This is a genomic window from Stenotrophomonas sp. C-A, from assembly GCF_054030835.1.
Genome location: NZ_CM132916.1, coordinates 590,014 through 607,289, shown reverse-complemented (window position 1 = coordinate 607,289; position 17,276 = coordinate 590,014). Strand labels below are relative to the sequence as shown.

Sequence of the window (17,276 nt, the reverse complement as noted above, 5' to 3'; positions counted from 1 at the left end):
CCGGTTACGGCTGGTAGCGGATGTCAGCGTCGACGCTGCTGCCGCCGGCCTTGCCGTCCTTGCCCAGGCTGATCAGCTCATACGGCTGGCCTTCGCCCGGCGTGCGGTATTCCAGCGCATGGCCCCACGGATCGTTCAGATCGGCCGGCTTGGCATACGGGCCCAACCAGCCACCGACGCCAGCCGGTGCAGTCACCAGATCATTGAGCGAGCCGGGCAGCTTGCCGGTATCAATCTGGTAGTTGTCGACCTTGGATGCGACGGTCTGCACCTGTGCCTTGGCAATGTTGGCCTTGCCGCGGTCGGCGCCACCCAGCACGCGGCTGGCGACCAGGGTCAGCACCGCGCCGATCAGCACGATGACGATGATGATCTCCAGCAGGCTCATGCCCGACTGGTTGCGCGCGGCGGTGAAGGAAAGGCGGATCGGTCGACGGGAAGCAATCATGGTCGGTCCTTTCAGTTTCGGAGTGTCGGGGTTGCGTAGGGATCCATCGTCAACCGATGGCATTGGTCAGGTCGTACAGCGGCACCAGCACGGCGACGATCACCGCGCCGACCACCGAGGCCAGTACGAGGGTGATCGCCGGCACCATCGCCGCCAGCAGGCGGTCGATGCGCCGGGCGCTGTCCTGTTCGAAAGTATCGGCCGCTTTCAGCAGCATGGTATCGAGTGCACCGGATTCCTCACCGACCTGGATCATCTGCAGCGCCAGGCGCGGGAAACGCTTGCCGCGCGACAGCGCCAGCGACAGGCCGGTACCGTTCTTCACTTCATCCGCGGCGGCTTCCACATCGGCGGCCAGCGCGCGGTTGCCCAGTACATTGCGGGCGATGCCCAGGGCACCCAGCAGCGGCACCCCATTGCGCAGCAGCGTGCCCAGCGTGCGGGCCAGCCGCGCGGTTTCCAGTTCACCCAGCAGGCGCCCGATGCCGCGACGCTGCAGCAGCCAGCCATCCAGCGCCAGCCGGAAGGCGGGTTGCCGTGCCTTGCGTTCGAAGAACAGCGCCAGCACCGCCGGCACCACCAGCAGCAACACCCACCAGTCACGCACGAACAGGCCCAGCTGCAGTACCGCGTTGGTGAACCACGGCAGCGCCACATCCAGGCTCTCGTACATCTGCGCGAACTGCGGCACCACGTAGCCGAGCAGGAACAGCAGTGCGCCGCCCACCACCACCAGCAGGATGGCCGGGTACACCAGCGCGTTGATCACCTTGCCCTGCAGGGCCCGGCTGCGTTCGAGGTAGTCGGCCAGGCGCTGCAGGGTTTCGTGCAGGCTGCCGCCGGCCTCACCGGCACGCACCATGTTCACGTACAGGCGCGAGAACAACCCATGCTGGCGCTCCAGTGCGGTCGACAGCGGCGCACCACCGCGCACCACATCGCGGATGTCGGTGATCGCGCGGCGCGAGCGTTCGTCTTCCGGCAGGCCGAGCAGGATCGACAGCGCGCGATCCAGCGGCTGGCCTGCACCGAGCAGTGTCGCCAGCTGCTGGGTGAACTGCAGCAATGCCGCACCCTGCAGCGGCCGTTGGCGGAACAGGTTGCGCCAATTGCTGCCACCGATCGCACCGCCATCGGCCAGCTGGGTCTCCATCGGCAGATGACCCTGGTCCTGCAGGCGCGCGACCAGTTCGGCCTCGCTGGCCGCTTCCATCTGCCCGTCGAAGATCTCGCCGTGCGGATTCAGTGCCTTGTAACGGTAGGTCGGCATGTCAGCCCCGGCGTCCTGCGCGCATCAGCTTTCCTCGGTGACACGCAGGACTTCCTCGATGGTCGTCTGGCCACTGAGGGCCTTGGACAGGCCATCTTCGTACATCGTGCGCATGCCCGCTTCGCGGGCAATGCGTTCGATCTCGCCCATGCCATCGCGGCGCATCACCGCGCGCCGCAGCGCATCGTTCATCACCAGGAATTCCATGATGGTGGTGCGGCCGAGATAACCGGTCGGCGCCAGCGCGGAGGGCTTCGGGCGATACAGGTGGATCGGCCCTTCCGGCTGCAGGCGGCGCAGCTCGAAGCGTTCGATTTCCTCCGGCGAGGCCTCATAGCGCTCGGCGTGGGTTGGTTCCAGCCGGCGCACCAGGCGCTGGGCGAGGATGCCGTTGATGGTGGAGGTGAGCAGGTAGTCTTCCACGCCCATGTCGAGCAGGCGGGTGATGCCACCCGCGGCGTTGTTGGTATGCAGGGTGGACAGCACCAGGTGGCCGGTCAACGCCGACTGGATCGCAATGCGCGCGGTTTCCAGGTCGCGCATTTCGCCGATCATGATGATGTCCGGATCCTGGCGCACGATGCTGCGCAGGGCGTTGGCGAAGTCCAGGCCGATCTGCGGCTTGGCCTGGATCTGGTTGATGCCCTCGATCTGGTATTCGACCGGGTCTTCAACGGTGATGATCTTGACGTCGGCAGTATTGAGCTGGCTCAGCGCGGTGTACAGCGTAGTGGTCTTGCCCGAGCCGGTGGGGCCGGTCACCAGCAGGATGCCGTGCGGCTGCTCCAGCACCTTGCGGAACTGCGGCAGGAACGCATCGGTGAAGCCAAGCCGGTGGAAATCGAACACCACCGTTTCGCGGTCCAGCAATCGCATCACCACGCTTTCGCCGTGCGCGGTCGGTACCGTGCTCACGCGCAGGTCCAGCTCCTTGCCCTGCACGCGTAGCATGATGCGACCGTCCTGCGGCAGGCGGCGCTCGGCGATGTTGAGCCGGGCCATGATCTTGATGCGGCTGATCACCGCCGCGGTGAGGTTGGCCGGCGGGCTTTCGCCCTCCACCAGTACACCGTCGACGCGGTAGCGCACCTTCAGCCGGCTCTCGAACGGTTCGACATGGATGTCCGAAGCGCGCAGCTCCACCGCACGCTGGATCACCAGGTTGACCAGGCGGATCACCGGCGCTTCCGAGGCGAGGTCGCGCAGGTGCTCGATGTCATCGACCGCACCGCCCTCGCCGTCGGCGGTTTCGACGATCGCGCCCATCGCGCTGCGGCCCTGGCCGAACCAGCGCTCGACCAGGTCATCGATCTCCGCACGCATGCCCAGCACCGGCGTCACCGGCACGCCCAGTGCCAGCTGCACCGCCTGCTGCGGGTAGGGATCGTGGGCGTCGGCCAGCCACAGCCGTACGCCCTGTTCATCCAGGGCCAGCGGGCAAACGTGGAACTGCTTGAGGAAGCGCAGTGACAACGGCAGGCCTTCCGCCAGCCCTTGTGGCGGTGCTTCCGGCAGCTGCTTGCCTTCCAGCAGCGGCAGGCCCATCACTTCGGCGCTGGCCTGCGCCTGGTCACGCTCGGAGACCAGCCCCAGCCGCACCAGCAGGCCCAGCAGGCTGCCGCCGGCCTCTGCGTGCAGCGGCCGCGCACGTGCCAGATCGCCTTCCTTCAGCCGGCCGCGCGCCAGCAGCGCATCCAGGATGCGGCCTTCAGCGTTGTCGGCAGCGGCGGTAGCAGCAAGCGCGTTCACATGACTCTCCTGTCAATCGGCTCGACTTTAACAGTTAAGCCATGATTTCCGCCGCCCCTCCACCACCTTTCGTAAAAAGACGAAGCCCGTCACACAGGATGACGGGCTTCGGCCATTCAACTACGACAGTTCCAGCTTACTGCGTGGCAAGGATGCTCACGCCGTTGTAGGCCGCTTCGCCGACTACCTTGATGTAGTAGGTAGCCGCCACCGGCTTCGCTACCCGCACCGTCTCGGACGTGCCCGGACGGGTCGACTTGGCGTCGTTGTCGCTGGCGCTCGGTTCACGCCCCTGCGCGATGTAGACCGAGACATTACCGGTGCCACCGTAGGTGATCACACTGAGCTGCTTGCCGGCGGCAGCCTCGAAGCTGTACAGGCGGCTGCTGGCGGCAGCACCGTTCAGGCCACCGACGGCGGCCTTGTTGGTCAGCGGCGTGGCCACCGGCCCGCAGTTCTCGGTGCACGGTTCTTCCAGTGCCTTGGCCAGCGCGGCCTTGGCGTCGAGGATGCCGGTACCGATCGGGGTCGCCGCCGGAATGGCGACCGGGAACGGACGTGCGGTTTCCTTCAGCAGGGTGCGCATCGCGGCCGGGGTCAGCGGGTCCTTGCCCTTGGCGATCAGCGCGCTCTGCACCAGTGCGGCAACGGCGGCCACATGCGGCGAGGCCATCGAGGTACCGCCCATGCCCATGTAGCCCGGCGTGCCCGATTCCGGCGTGGTGGCCGCATTGGAGCCGGTCTGCCAGATGTAGCCGCCCGGGTTGCCGTCCACACTGCCACCGCCACCCGGACCGGACAGGTCCACGCGGGTGCCGTAGTTGGAGTAGTAGGTGATGCCACCGGTGATGCGGGTGGCACCCACGGTCACCACGCCTTCGCAGCTGGCCGGCTGGTACTTGGACGCGTTGTCGGTTTCATTGCCGGCCGCCACCACCACGGTGGTCCCGCGCGAGATCGCGCCGTTGATCGCGTCCTGGTAGGTGCTTGCGCAGGCGCCACCGCCCCCCAGGCTCATGTTGATGATCTCGGCCGGATTGGTGTTGGCCGGAATGCCGGCCACCGTGCCACCCGATGCCCAGACCACCGCATCGGCGATGTCGGACAGGTAGCCACCGCATTTACCGAGCACGCGCACCGGCAGTACCTTGGCCTTGTAGGCGACACCGGCCATGCCGACGCCGTTGTTGGTCTGCTCGGCCACAGTGCCGGCGACGTGGGTGCCGTGCCAGGAACTGTCCTCGGCCAGCGAGCCGTCATAGCACTCGTTGTCGTTCTCGACCCAATCACCGTAGTCCTGCGCACCCGGCACGCGATCGTTGGTCGGGCGCCGCGACGTCTCCGCGTCGCTGATGAAGTCGTAGCCCTCCAGCAGGTTGCCGACCAGGTCCGGATGCTGCGGCAGGATGCCGGTATCGATCACCGCCACCACGATGCCCTCGCCCTGCGAGACATCCCATGCCGCCGGTGCGTTGATGCCGCCGACCGCATTGTGCAGATGCCACTGGTTCTGCTGGTAGAAGGGATCGTTCGGCACCAGCGCCGGCTGTACGTTGCCGGCACGCAGTTCGGTGCGGCGCAGCTTCACGTCGGCTTCGGCGTACTGCACCGACGGGTCGGCCTTCAGCTCTTTCAGTACGCGCTGCAGTTCGGCCGGGGCCAGGTGGCCCTGCACACGGATGAGGTCCGCCCCGGTAGACAGCTTGCGGACCACCTGCGGGCCAAGCGTGCTGGCGCGGGATGTGCCGCCGGAGAGGCTGGCACGGGTCAGTGCGGACTGCACGGTGGACAGCTTCGCCGAGCGGTCAGTGGCGGCAGCAGCACCGGCCCGGTACTTGACGATGATGCGCTCGGTTCCCGGCTGGGCGGTGCTGGCCTGGCGCACCGGTTCACGGGTCGGCAGTCCAGCGGCGTGGACGGCACCGACAGCCGTCATCGACAGCACGGCGGCGGCAAGCACATTGATGCGAAGGTTCTGCTTCTTGATCACGTCGAATTCCTCTTCTGGGTCATGGATCGAACCAACACTGCGGCCATCATTCCTTGACGACTCCCGGCCGGCCCAGCCGGGATTGCCGTGACCTCCCCCCAGGCCCTCACTGCAGGTGCTGCGCCGGCGTGGGTGGCCGCCGGCGCGATGGAGTGGCTTACCAGCCGAAGCCGGCACCGACGCCAACCGAGCTGTCGTCGCTGCTGAAGGCACCACCGAAGGTCACCGTGGCGCGATCGCTGATCGCACGCTGGTAGCCCAGCGACAACGCCGACTCGCCGCCCTGGAAGCCAATGCCGACGCCGACCCGGTTCTGGGTGCGGATACCGGCGGCACTGGTGGCCATGTTGAGCATCGCCGCGCTCATCGCCCCCTGGCGGTCGATGCGGCGATCCATGTGGCGCAGGCGTCCGTCGATTTCGCCCTTGAACACATCGAAGCTGTCGGCGACGGCCTGGACGCGGCTGTCGGTGTAGCTGTTGGCCGTGGCCATGCCACGGTCGAGCTGGCCCTTGTTGACCGCATCGGTGGCCGTGGTACCGGCCGCCACGTTGGTGACCTGGCGCTCGTTGCCTTCACTGCCCACCGAGACCGTGTTGGCACGATCGGCAACCGAGCCCTGCCCCAGTGCCACCGCGTTGGCCGCGGTGGCATTGGCGCCCTGGCCTATGGCGGTGGACGAGGCGCCACTGGCAACGGCGCCCTCGCCCATGGCGACGGCGTTGAAGCCCGTCGCGGGAGTGCCAACCGGAATCCCGGCACCGGCGGCGGCAGCGGTCGGCGTGCCCTGCACGCGCGCGGTGCTGGCCGGTGCCGCGTCGGCCGTTGCAGGTGCATCGGCGGCGCTGGCCAGCGGGCTGTCATCCAGCGGGGTACTCATTGCGCGCAGGCTGGCAGTCCCGGCACGCGTGCCACCGGCGGTGCGGCGGTCGATCTCGCTGACCTTGCGGTCCAGCGCGCCGAGCGCATCGCCGACGTTGCTGTAGGTGGCGCCCTGGATCACATAGTTCGGCGCCACGAACACACCCTGCATGCCAACGCTGGCACCACCGCCGAGGAAGCTGGCGGCATCACTGAGCGACTGGAACAGCTGGCCGCCGTTGATCGCCTGGCGACTGCCCGCAGCGATGCTGCCGGCACCGACGTTGTCGATGGTGGTGCCCTGGAAGCCGGACAGGGTCAGGCGGTCACGGCTGGCGTCGTCATAGCTGACTGCGCTGGCCGCCGTGGTTTCCACGGTGGCGATGCGCGAATCGAAATCACCGACGCGGGTTTCCACCGCGCCCACCCGCTGGTTGGTGACGTTGAGCTGCGAACCGGTGATGGCATCGCTGCTGCCGGCGGCGATGCGGCCATCGGCCACATTGACGATGCGGCGCGTGGCCGGACCATCGGTGCCATTGCCACCGCCGACCGACACCACGTTGGCATCGAGTGCACGCGAACCGGCACCCAGCGCAACCGAGTTCGCGCCCGATGCACCGGCGCTGGTGCCCAGTGCAAGGGCACCGTTGCCGATGGCCATCGCATTGGCACCCAGGGCATTGCTGCGTGCGCCGCTGGCAGTGGCTGCCGAACCGATCGCGGCGGCATCGCTGCCGTTGGCACTGGCGGTACCTGCGCCGGTGGCCTTGACGTAGCGGGCCGTGCCATCGGCGGTCGCCGCGACCGCATCGAGCTGGCCACGATTGACCGCATCGGTGCGCTCGGTGCCGGCAGCGACACGGGTGATCTGACGATCACTGCTCGCGCTGCCGACCGACACAGTGTTGGCACGGTCGGCGACCGAGCCCGCGCCCAGCGCAACGCTGCCTGCGGCACTGGCGGTGGCACTCACACCTACCGCCGTGGCATTGGCGCCGGTTGCCTTGCTGCCGTATCCGGCCGCGGTACCCAGGCGACCGCTGGCCTCGGCATAGCTGCCCAGCGCAGACGCACCATCGGCCGAGGCATTGGCGCGGAAACCACTGGCCTGCGACTGGGTGCCGCTGGCCGTGGCCTGCGCACCGCTGGCGGTACTGTAGGCACCCTTGGCCTGGGCACCGGCGCCGGTAGCACTGGCGCCGAGTTCGCTGGCGCTGGCGCCACTGCCCACGGCTACGCTGTCGACACCTCCGGCCTGCGCCGCGTTGCCGAGCGCCGCCGCATTGTTGCCGGTGGCCAAGGCATCGAAGCCCACGGCAGTGGCATTGGCGGCCATGGCATTGGCGCCGCTGCCCAGCGCGGTGGCGCCGTTGCCGATGGCATTGGCCGCATTGCCGGCAGCCAGTGCGTTGTCGCCGTCCACCAGTGCACCAGCTTCGCCATCGGCATTGCCGCTGGCCTGGAACTGCAGGCTGGTCTTGTCGGCGACGCTGGCGACCGCATCCAGCTGGCCCTTGTTCACCGCATCGGTGGCTTCGGTGCCCGCCGCGACGTGGGTCACCTGGCGCTCACCGCCGGCCTTGCCGACGGCTACGGTGTTGTCACGATCAGCCTTGGAGCCAGCACCGAGCGCGACGCTGTTGCTGCCATTGGCGGTGGCGTTGGCCCCCAGCGCAGTGGCGCTGCTGCCTGCCGCCCACGAGTTCCAGCCAATCGCGGTCGCGTAGTCTTCGGTGGCCCAGGCACCGGCGCCGAACGCCGCCGCACCGGTGCCACTGGCACGCGACGGGATCAGGCCGAAGAAGGTGCTGCCGCCGATGGCCACGCTCTCCTCGCCACTGGCCTCGCTGGACTGACCCACGGCAACGGCGCCGGTACCGGCCGCAGCGGCACCGAAGCCGACTGCAGTGGTGTTGGCAGCGCTGGCTGCCGAGCCGTAGCCCAGAGCGGTGCCGAGGCGGCCGCTGGCTTCGGCGTAGCCACCCACTGCGGTGGTGCCATCAGCCGAAGCCGCGCTGCGGAAACCGCTGGCGAGCGCCTGCCCGCCGCTGGCATTGGCTTCTGTACCCGTGGCCGTGCTGTAGGCGCCGCTGGCCTGTGCACGCGCCCCCACCGCGCTTGCACCGACCTCACTGGCGCTGGCACCGCTGCCCAGGGACAGGCTGTCCTCGCCGGTGGCCTGTGCGTTACTGCCCAGGGCAGCCGCGTTGTTGCCGGTGGCCAATGCATCGATGCCCACGGCGGTGGCGTTGGCGGCCAGCGCATTGGCACCGCTGCCGAGCGCAGTGGCACCATTGCCGATCGCGTTGGCGGCATCACCCGCGGCCAGCGCGTTGTCACCCTCGACCAGCGCGCCGGTTTCGCCGTCGGCATTGCCGCTGGCCTGGAACTGCCTGCTGGTCTTTTCCGCTGCCGCGGCTACGGCGTCGAGCTGGTTCTTGTTGACCGCATCATTGCCCTGCGTGCCATCGGCCACATTGGTGATCTGGCGGGTGTTGCCGCCGCCGCCTACCGACACGGTGTTGTCGCGATCGGCGATCGAATCGGCACCCAGCGCCACGCTGTTGGCGCCACGCGATTCGGCGGCATTGCCCAGCGCGGTGCTGTTGATGCCACCCGACCAGGCACCACCACCCACCGCGGTGGAGTAGTTGCCTGAGGCCTCGGTGGCCAGCACGCCGAACAACGAACCACCGACGGCGACACTGTTGGTGCCGGTGGCCAGGCTGCCCTGGCCGGTGGCGGTGCTGTAAGCGCCGGAGGCTTCCGAATCGCCGCCCACTGCCACACTGTTGGAACCGGATGCATTGGCGAAGTTGCCGAACGCAGTGGCATTGAAGGCCGAGGCCTGTGCATAGCCACCGATGGCGGTGCTGTAACCGCCGCGGGCTTCGGCACCGATACCGAAGGCCGCCGACGCCGTACCACTGGCCACGCTCTCGCTGCCGACAGCGGTGGCCGCGTCGCCGCTGGCATTGCTGAAGTAGCCCAGGGCCACGGCTTCTTCGCCGGACGCTTCGGACAGCACGCCATTGGCAGTGCTACCGGCACCGCTGGCGATGCTGGCCGCACCGAACGCCGCGCTCTGCTCGCCGCTGGCTTCGCTTTCCGCACCATGCGCAGTTGCGTACTCGCCCGTGGCCTGTGCGTTGGCACCGACCGCGCTGGCGTTGGCCGCAGTTGCCAATGCGTTGAAACCCAGCGCCTGTGCGTTGCTGGCCAGCGCGTTGGCGCCGCTGCCCACTGCGGTGGCGCCATTGCCGATGGCGTTGGCGGCATCACCGGCCGCCAGTGCGTTGTCACCCTCCACCAGTGCACCGGCCACTTCGTCGCCGTTGCCGCTGGCCTGGAAGAAGCGGCTGGTGGTGGCAGCGGTAGACGCAACCGCATCCAACTGTGCCTTGTTCACCGCGTCGGTGGCCTGGGTACCGGCGGCGACGTTGGTGAGCTGGCGCTCGTTGCCGCTGCTGCCCACCGACACCGTGCGCGCACGGCTGGCAACCGAACCGGCACCGAGCGCGACCGCATTGCTGGCGCTGGCATTGCTGCCGGCCCCCAGCGCGATCGCGCTTTCACCGCCCGCCACCGTATTGGTGCCGATGGCGATGCTGTTGAGGCTGTTGCCCAGCGCCTGGAAGCCCAGCGCCACGCTGTTGTCGCCATAGCCGAAGGCACCGCGGCCGACGGCCGTGGAACTGGCCCCGTTGGCCCAGCTGTTGTAACCGATGGAGGTCGCGCCGCTGCCGCTGGCCCAGGCTGCGTTGCCGAAGGCCGAGGCATTGGTGGCAGTGGCCCATGCCCCCGAACCGAATGCTGCCGCGCCACTGGCAGTCGCCCAGCTGTAACCGCCTACTGCGGTGCTGTCATCGCTGCTGGCGAATGCGCTGTCGCCGACCGCGACTGCATAGCTGCCGGTGGCGCGCGACTTGCCGCCTGCGGCGAAGCTGTTGTCACCACTGGCCTTGGCAGCGTTGCCGAAGGCGCTGCTGGCAGCCCCGGTGGCCTGCGCGCCACTGCCCACCGCCGTGGCATCGGCAACAGCGGTGGTACCCACCTGCTGCGCCGTGCCGTCAGCACCGATGATCGGCTGGTTGAACTCGTCGTAGGCCTGGCCGAGGCCACCGATGGCGACACCGCCATTGCCGGTGGCTGCGCTGTTGCGGCCCACGGCCACGCTGTCATCGCCAATGGCCGACGCGGCTGCACCCTGCGCGATGGCGCCTGCGCCGATCGCATTGCTCGACGAGCCCACAGCGATGGAGCCCTCGCCATCGGCCAGTGCGCCAGCGTCACTGCCTGCCTCCGGCTGTGCCTGGAAGAAGCGCGCGGTGGTATCAGCGGTACTGGCCACGGCATCAAGCTGGGCCTTGTTCACCGCGTCGGTGGCTTCGCTGCCCGCAGCGACGCTGGTGATCTGACGCTCGTTGCCTACACTGCCGACAGCCACGCTGTTGGCACGCACCGCTTCGGAGTTCGCGCCAAGCGCGACGCTGTTGGCGCCGCGTGCGGTGGCGTAGTAACCCACGGCCGTGCTCTGCGCGCCGCTGGCCCAGGTCTGCGCGCCCAGCGCGCTGGCATTCTCACCCGGGGCGTAAGCGAAGTAGCCAACGGCTGTGGCTTCAGCACCGGAGGCTTCGGTCAGGCTGCCGTTGGCCACCGCGCGGTCACCGCTTGCGATGGCACCGGCGCCGACGGCGGTCGCCGCTTCGCCGCTGGCCTGGGTCTGCACGAAGAAGCCCAGGCCTGGGATCAGGTCGGCCGGGCCACCGATGGCGACGCTGCTGGTGCCGGTGGCATTGCTCTGCGTACCCAGCGCGGTGGAGTAGTCACCGATGGCATTGGCCACCGCGCCGAATGCGGATGCCTGCGCGCCGGCGGCATAGGCGCCGACGCCGTAGGACGACGCCGCAAATCCGCTGGCCTCGGCACTGGCGCCCACCGCGGTGCCACCGACGCCTGCGCTGGTGGCGCCGGTTTCCACCGGTACGCCGCCACTGGTGATCAGCGGGTTGCCGTCGGCATCCACCGCGGCGCCACCCACGGCAACGCTGCCTGGACCGTTGGCCTGCGCGTTGTTGCCGAACGCGGCACTGTTCTGGCCCGAGGCCAGTGCGTTGTTGCCCACGGCGGTCGCGTTCTGCGCGACGGCCGCGGCGCCGGCACCGACGGCCGTGGTGCCGTTGCCGAGGGCATTGGCGGCCTCGCCGGCCGCCAGTGCATCGTCACCGTCGGCCAGTGCGCCCGCATCGCTGTTGCTGCTGCCGGTGGCCTGGAAGCGCTTGGCGGTGGCATCGGCCACGGCGGCGACGCCCTTCAACTGACCGACATTGACGGCATCGTTGTCTTCGGTGCCTGCGGCCACGCTGGTGATCTGCCGGGTCAAGCCGTATTCGGCGGCACCGACGGACACGGTATCGACGCGGCCGGCCAGCGAGCCCGCGCCCAGCGCCACGCTGCCGGTGGCAACCGCAGCGGAATTCGAACCCAGCGCGGTGCTGTATTCACCGACAGCAGTGCTGAACGCACCGACTGCGATCGACGCTTCGTTGGCGGCGGTGGCGCCGCGGCCCAATGCGGTGCTGCCCGGGCCCATCGCCACGGCACCGCCGCCGACAGCGGTCGCGCCATCGGCGGTGGCTTCGGACAAGGCACCCAGTGCGGTGGCTGCGCCGTTTTCGCTTGCGGCATAGGCACTGGCGCCGACGGCGGTGTCACCAAGACCGAACGCGGCAGCACTCTGCCCGACCACCACGCTGGCGTCACCGATCGCCAATGCGCCTTGGCCGAACGCGCTTGCGCCCAGGCCCGCGGCAATGGCCTGGGTACCGATGGCGGTGGTGGCGTTGGCCAGCGACTGCGCACCGGCACCGGCCGCGACTGCGCCCTGGCCGTCGATCTTCGCTGCATCGCTGTCATCACCTGCGCCGTCGGCCTTGAAGTAGCGGTTGCCATCCGCGGCAACGTCGGCCAGCGCGGCCTGCGTGGCGCGCGCCTGCGCATCCAGCTGTGCCTTGTTCACCGCATCGGTGGCCTGGGTGCCCGCAGCAACATGGGTGATCTGGCGTTCCTTGCCGGTATCACCCACGGACACCGTGTTGGCCCGCGTGGCCTTGGAGCCAGCGCCCAGCGCTACGCTGTTGGCGGCAGTGGCGCTGCTGTTGCTGCCGATCGCCACCGCGTTGCTGCCCTTGGCGCTGGCCGAGCCTTCGATCAGGCACTTTTCGAGCAGCTTGCCGCTGAATGCCACGCAGGTGGCGCTGCCGCCGATCTGCACCGACTGTGCTGCGGCGGTGCCGCTCATGCCCAACCCCAATACCAGGCCCAGTGCCACCGCCAGCAGTGCGGGCGTGGCCTGCGTCGCATCGCGGCGCTGGTCGACGACCCCGCCACTGCTGCTGTCGGAGGAGGCCAGTTCCGAGGCCACCACCAACTGACCCAATGCTTTGTTCCAGACCTTGCGATAAATCCGATTCATCGGTACGGCTCCTGATTGGACTGGTTTTGGGCAAAGCAACGCCACCGCTGGGCTTTCCGGCCCAACGTCCCCTGGGGGCGTTTATTCGCGTGATTTACTGCGGGGTATTGCCGAACGGCGCGCAGCGACAGAAAACCGAGCGCGTGCGCCAACCGGTTACTGCGAAATGAATGATTCTGAAACGGGGTTCAAGTGTTAACGGCAACTTTCCAAATCGTCAAGACTTTGACACGACAAATCCTATTGCCGTGAAGCAGTTCACCCTTTCACCTGTTTATGAAAGTGTTTTGTTAGGCGTGCGTGACGAAGTTCCGCCGCATGAAAATCGATGTAACTAGCGGTCGCGACAGGAGTTTCATGCGCGCAAAGAAAAACCCGCCGATCAACGGCGGGTTTTTCCGTACGCAGCGGCATTGCGGCCTGCGCAGAACGATGCGATCAGCCGCACCATACCCGCGCGTTGCGGAACATGCGCATCCACGGCGAGTCACCCTGCCACTCGGCCGGCGCCCAGCTCAGGTTGAGCGCGCGCGGCGTACGTTCCGGGTGCGGCATCATGATGGTGACCCGGCCATCGTTGCTGGTCAGGCCGGTGATGCCGTCCGGCGAACCGTTCGGATTCAACGGGTACTGGCTGGCGACGTTGCCGTTGCCGTCGATGTAGCGCAGCGAAACGCGAGCGGCGGCCTGGTCGACGGCATTGTCGAACACGGCCTGGCCTTCACCATGTGCCACCGCCACCTGCAGGCGCGAACCGGCCATGCCACGCAGCAGGATCGACGGCGATTCCACCACTTCCAGCAGCGCGGTACGGGCTTCGAACTGCTCACTGGCGTTGCGGCGGAACTGCGGCCAGTGCTCGGCGCCCGGAATGATGCCCTTGAGCTGGCTCATCATCTGGCAGCCATTGCACACGCCCAGCGCGAAGCTGTCCTCGCGCGCGAAGAACGCGGCAAAGGCATCACGCAGCGCACTGCGCTCCAGGATCGAGGTGGCCCAGCCGCGGCCGGCACCCAGCACGTCGCCGTAGCTGAAGCCACCACAGGCGACCAGGCCGGTGAAGTCCTGCAATGCCACGCGGCCTTCGATCAGGTCGCTCATATGCACGTCGAAGGCGCGGAAGCCGGCACGTTCGAAGGCGTTGGCCATTTCGATCTGGCCGTTGACGCCCTGCTCGCGCAGTACCGCCACGCGCGGACGCGCGCCGGTGCTGATGAACGGGGCGGCCACGTCCTCGTTGAGGTCGAAGCTGAGCTTGGGCTTCAGGCCTGGCGCAGTGAAGGCACGAGCGATCTCGCGCTCGGCATCGGCATTGGCCGGGTTGTCGCGGCGCTTCTGCATCGCGTGGGTGACCGACCACCAGGCGTCGAACAGCGCTTCCCAGCGCCATTCGGCCAGGTTCTCGCCGGCCAGCGACACGCGCACCACCGGTGCGGTGGTCGGCTTGGCGATGCGCTGTGCACACTCGATCAGTGCATGGCGCTCGACCAGGTCGGCAAAGGCGGCACGGTCTTCGCGGGCGATCTGCACCACCGCGCCCAGCTCTTCATTGAACAGGCTGCGGAACGGATCATCGCCCCAGGCATCGAGGGTGATGTCCAGGCCCAGCCGCGAGGTGAAGGCCATTTCGCACAGCGCGGCGAAGGCGCCGCCGTCGCTGCGGTCGTGGTAAGCCAGCAGCAGGCCGGCCTGACGCGCATCGCGGATCAGTTCGAAGAAGCCACGCAGGCGCTGCGGGTCGTCCAGGTCCGGTGCGGCACCGGCGAAGGCCGGCAGATCGCCGTGGTCGGCATGCACCTGCGCCAGGATCGAACCGCCCAGGCGCTGCTTGCCGGCGCCGAGGCCGATCAACCACAGCTCGCTGTCCACGTCGCGGTCGAGCAGCGGGGTCAGCTGCTGGCGCACGTCGGCCACCGGCGCGAACGCCGAGATCACCAGCGACACCGGCGACACGCTCTTGTGCGCTTCGCCCTGGTCGTGCCACTGCGCCTGCATCGACAGCGAGTCCTTGCCGACCGGAATGCTGATGTCCAGCTGCGGGCACAGCTCCATGCCCACCGCCTTCACCGCGTCGTACAGCAGCGCGTCTTCGCCGGGGTGGCCGGCCGCGGCCATCCAGTTCGCCGACAGCTTGATCTCATCCAGCGCATCGACCGGGGCCGCGCACAGGTTGGTCAGCGCTTCGCCCACCGCCATGCGTGCCGAAGCAGCCGCATCGAGCAGGGCCAGCGGGGTGCGCTCGCCGATCGACATCGCTTCGCCGGCCACGCCGTCGAAGTCGGCCAGGGTGATCGCCACGTCGGCCACCGGCAGCTGCCACGGGCCGACCATCTGCTCGCGTGCGGTCAGGCCACCGACGCTGCGGTCACCGATGGTGACCAGGAAGTTCTTCGAAGCGACCGTCGGGTGCGCGAGCACGCGCAGGCCGGCTTCCTGCAGGTCCAGGCCACCGGTCTTCAGCGCCGGCCAGCGCGGTGCCGGCGGGTGCGCGGTGTCGCGGTGCATCTTCGGCGGCTTGCCGAACAGCACGTCCATCGGCAGGTCGATCGGCGCGTCGGCCGGGGTATGGCCGGGCACGGCGCCATAGGCCACCACCAGGTGCTCTTCGGCCGTGGCCACGCCCACCGCGGCGAACGGGCAGCGCTCGCGGGCGCACAGCGCGGCGAACTCGGCCAGGCGCTCCTGGGCCACGCCCAGCACATAGCGTTCCTGCGACTCGTTGCACCACAGCTGCATCGGCGACAGCGACGGATCATCGGTGGGCACCTTGCCCAGGTCGATCACGCCGCCGACCTTGGAGTCGTGCAGCAGTTCGGGGATGGCATTGGACAGGCCACCGGCACCGACGTCATGGAAGAACTTGATCGGGTTGTTGGCGCCCATCGCCACGCAGCGGTCGATGACCTCCTGGCAGCGGCGCTCCATTTCCGGGTTGTCGCGCTGCACGCTGGCGAAGTCCAGGTCTTCGGCGCTTTCGCCGGAGGCCACCGAGCTGGCGGCACCGCCGCCCAGGCCGATCAGCATCGCCGGGCCACCCAGCACGATGACCGCATCACCGGCCTGCAGCTGGATCTTGTCGACCTGCACGCGATCGATCGCGCCGAGGCCACCGGCCAGCATGATCGGCTTGTCGTAGGCACGCACCAGATCGGCGCCTTCCGGCAGCTCGAAGCTGCGGAAGTAGCCAAGCAGGTTCGGGCGGCCGAATTCGTTGTTGAACGCAGCACCGCCGAGCGGGCCATCGGTCATGATTTCCAGCGCCGGTGCCATGCGCGGGTTCAGCGCGCGCGGCGCTTCCCACGGCTGCGGCAGCTCCGGGATGCGCAGGTGCGACACCGAGAAACCGGACAGGCCGGCCTTCGGCTTGCCGCCGCGGCCGGTTGCGCCTTCGTCGCGGATCTCGCCACCGTTGCCGGTCGATGCGCCCGGGAACGGCGCGATCGCGGTCGGGTGGTTGTGCGTTTCCACCTTGATCTGGAACGCGCTGGGCACCTGTGCTTCGCGGCGGTATTCGCCACTGGCCGGGTCCGGGCGGTAACGCGAGGCCGGATGGCCTTCAATCACCGCGGCATTGTCGCTGTACGCGCTGAGCGTGTGCTGCGGGGTCTGCTGGTGGGTGTTCTTGATCATCCGGAACAGCGAGCGGTCCTGCTCCTGGCCGTCGATGGTCCAGCTGGCGTTGAAGATCTTGTGCCGGCAGTGCTCGGAATTGGCCTGCGCGAACATCATCAGTTCGACGTCGGACGGCGCGCGGCCCAGCGCGGTGAAGCGTTCGCGCAGGTAGTCGATCTCGTCCTGGGCCATGGCCAGGCCGAGGCGCTGGTTGGCGGCCTCCAGCTGGTCCACCGGCACGCGTTCCAGTTCGCCACGGGCCGGCGCCGAGAACAGCGCCTGGCCCTGTTCCACGGTCTCCAGCACCGACTGCGTCATCGGGTCGTGCAGCGCCTTGACCAGCGCCTGCTGGGCGGCGGCATCAGCCGGCCAGCCCTGCACGTCGATGCGCAGGCCGCGCTCGACCCGGCTCACCGGCTGCCCGGCACCGCGGACCAGCTCGGTGGCCTTGCTCGACCACGGCGACAGCGTGCCCAGGCGCGGCACCACGATGCGGCTGACCGCGCTTTCGGCCAATGCCTCGGCCTGCGGCGCAGCTTCGAGGATGCGGCACAGCGTGGTCAGGTCGGGGGCGGCGCTGCCTTCGGGCTGCACGAAGTAGACGTGCCAGGCACCGCTGATGCGCAGGGAGGGAGCGATGGACTGCAGGCGGGATTCAAGACGTTCGCGGCGGAACGGCGACAGGGCGGGCGCGCCCTCGAGGACCATCATGTCCGGGGAACCGTAGTTGGGAAACGGGCCCGACATTGTACCGGAAGCGGGGGGAGGGCTTTGGCCGGGCGGCGCCCGGCACCCGCCTAGGCCAGGGCAACGGCAACAGCAACAGCAGTTGCCAAAGCAAAAACAGGATTTCCGTGGGATGGCGGGG

Annotated in this window: 6 protein-coding genes; all 6 read right to left on the bottom strand. The window is 68.5% G+C overall.

The window, feature by feature from the left end:
• Window positions 1–4 precede the first annotated feature (4 nt).
• Complete coding sequence (gspG, locus tag ACW5IY_RS02725; RefSeq protein ID WP_010482031.1) at window positions 5–448, bottom strand: type II secretion system major pseudopilin GspG; 444 nt, start codon at window positions 446–448, stop codon at window positions 5–7.
• A 49-nt stretch (window positions 449–497) separates the two neighbouring features.
• On the bottom strand, window positions 498–1,718 hold the full coding sequence (gene xpsF / locus ACW5IY_RS02720) for a type II secretion system protein XpsF (RefSeq protein WP_049435124.1): 1,221 nt from the start codon (window positions 1,716–1,718) through the stop codon (window positions 498–500).
• A gap of 24 nt (window positions 1,719–1,742) precedes the next feature.
• A complete protein-coding gene (gene gspE / locus ACW5IY_RS02715; protein WP_049435123.1) occupies window positions 1,743–3,467 on the bottom strand; it encodes a type II secretion system ATPase GspE in 1,725 nt (574 codons plus the stop codon).
• Between the two features lie 136 nt (window positions 3,468–3,603).
• Complete coding sequence (locus ACW5IY_RS02710) at window positions 3,604–5,457, bottom strand: S8 family peptidase (RefSeq protein ID WP_049435122.1); 1,854 nt, start codon at window positions 5,455–5,457, stop codon at window positions 3,604–3,606.
• A 157-nt stretch (window positions 5,458–5,614) separates the two neighbouring features.
• On the bottom strand, window positions 5,615–12,796 hold the full coding sequence (locus tag ACW5IY_RS02705) for an ESPR-type extended signal peptide-containing protein (RefSeq protein WP_049435121.1): 7,182 nt from the start codon (window positions 12,794–12,796) through the stop codon (window positions 5,615–5,617).
• 438 nt (window positions 12,797–13,234) lie between these two features.
• On the bottom strand, window positions 13,235–17,119 hold the full coding sequence (gene purL / locus ACW5IY_RS02700) for a phosphoribosylformylglycinamidine synthase (protein ID WP_152906201.1): 3,885 nt from the start codon (window positions 17,117–17,119) through the stop codon (window positions 13,235–13,237).
• Between the last annotated feature and the right edge of the window lie 157 nt (window positions 17,120–17,276).

Bases quoted from the DNA above. Each gene is read 5' to 3' on its own strand.
- xpsF (WP_049435124.1), bottom strand. From the start codon at position 1,718: ATGCCGACCTACCGTTACAAGGCACTGAATCCGCACGGCGAGATCTTC.
- ACW5IY_RS02705 (WP_049435121.1), bottom strand. From the start codon at position 12,796: ATGAATCGGATTTATCGCAAGGTCTGGAACAAAGCATTGGGTCAGTTG.
- gspG (WP_010482031.1), bottom strand. From the start codon at position 448: ATGATTGCTTCCCGTCGACCGATCCGCCTTTCCTTCACCGCCGCGCGC.
- purL (WP_152906201.1), bottom strand. From the start codon at position 17,119: ATGATGGTCCTCGAGGGCGCGCCCGCCCTGTCGCCGTTCCGCCGCGAA.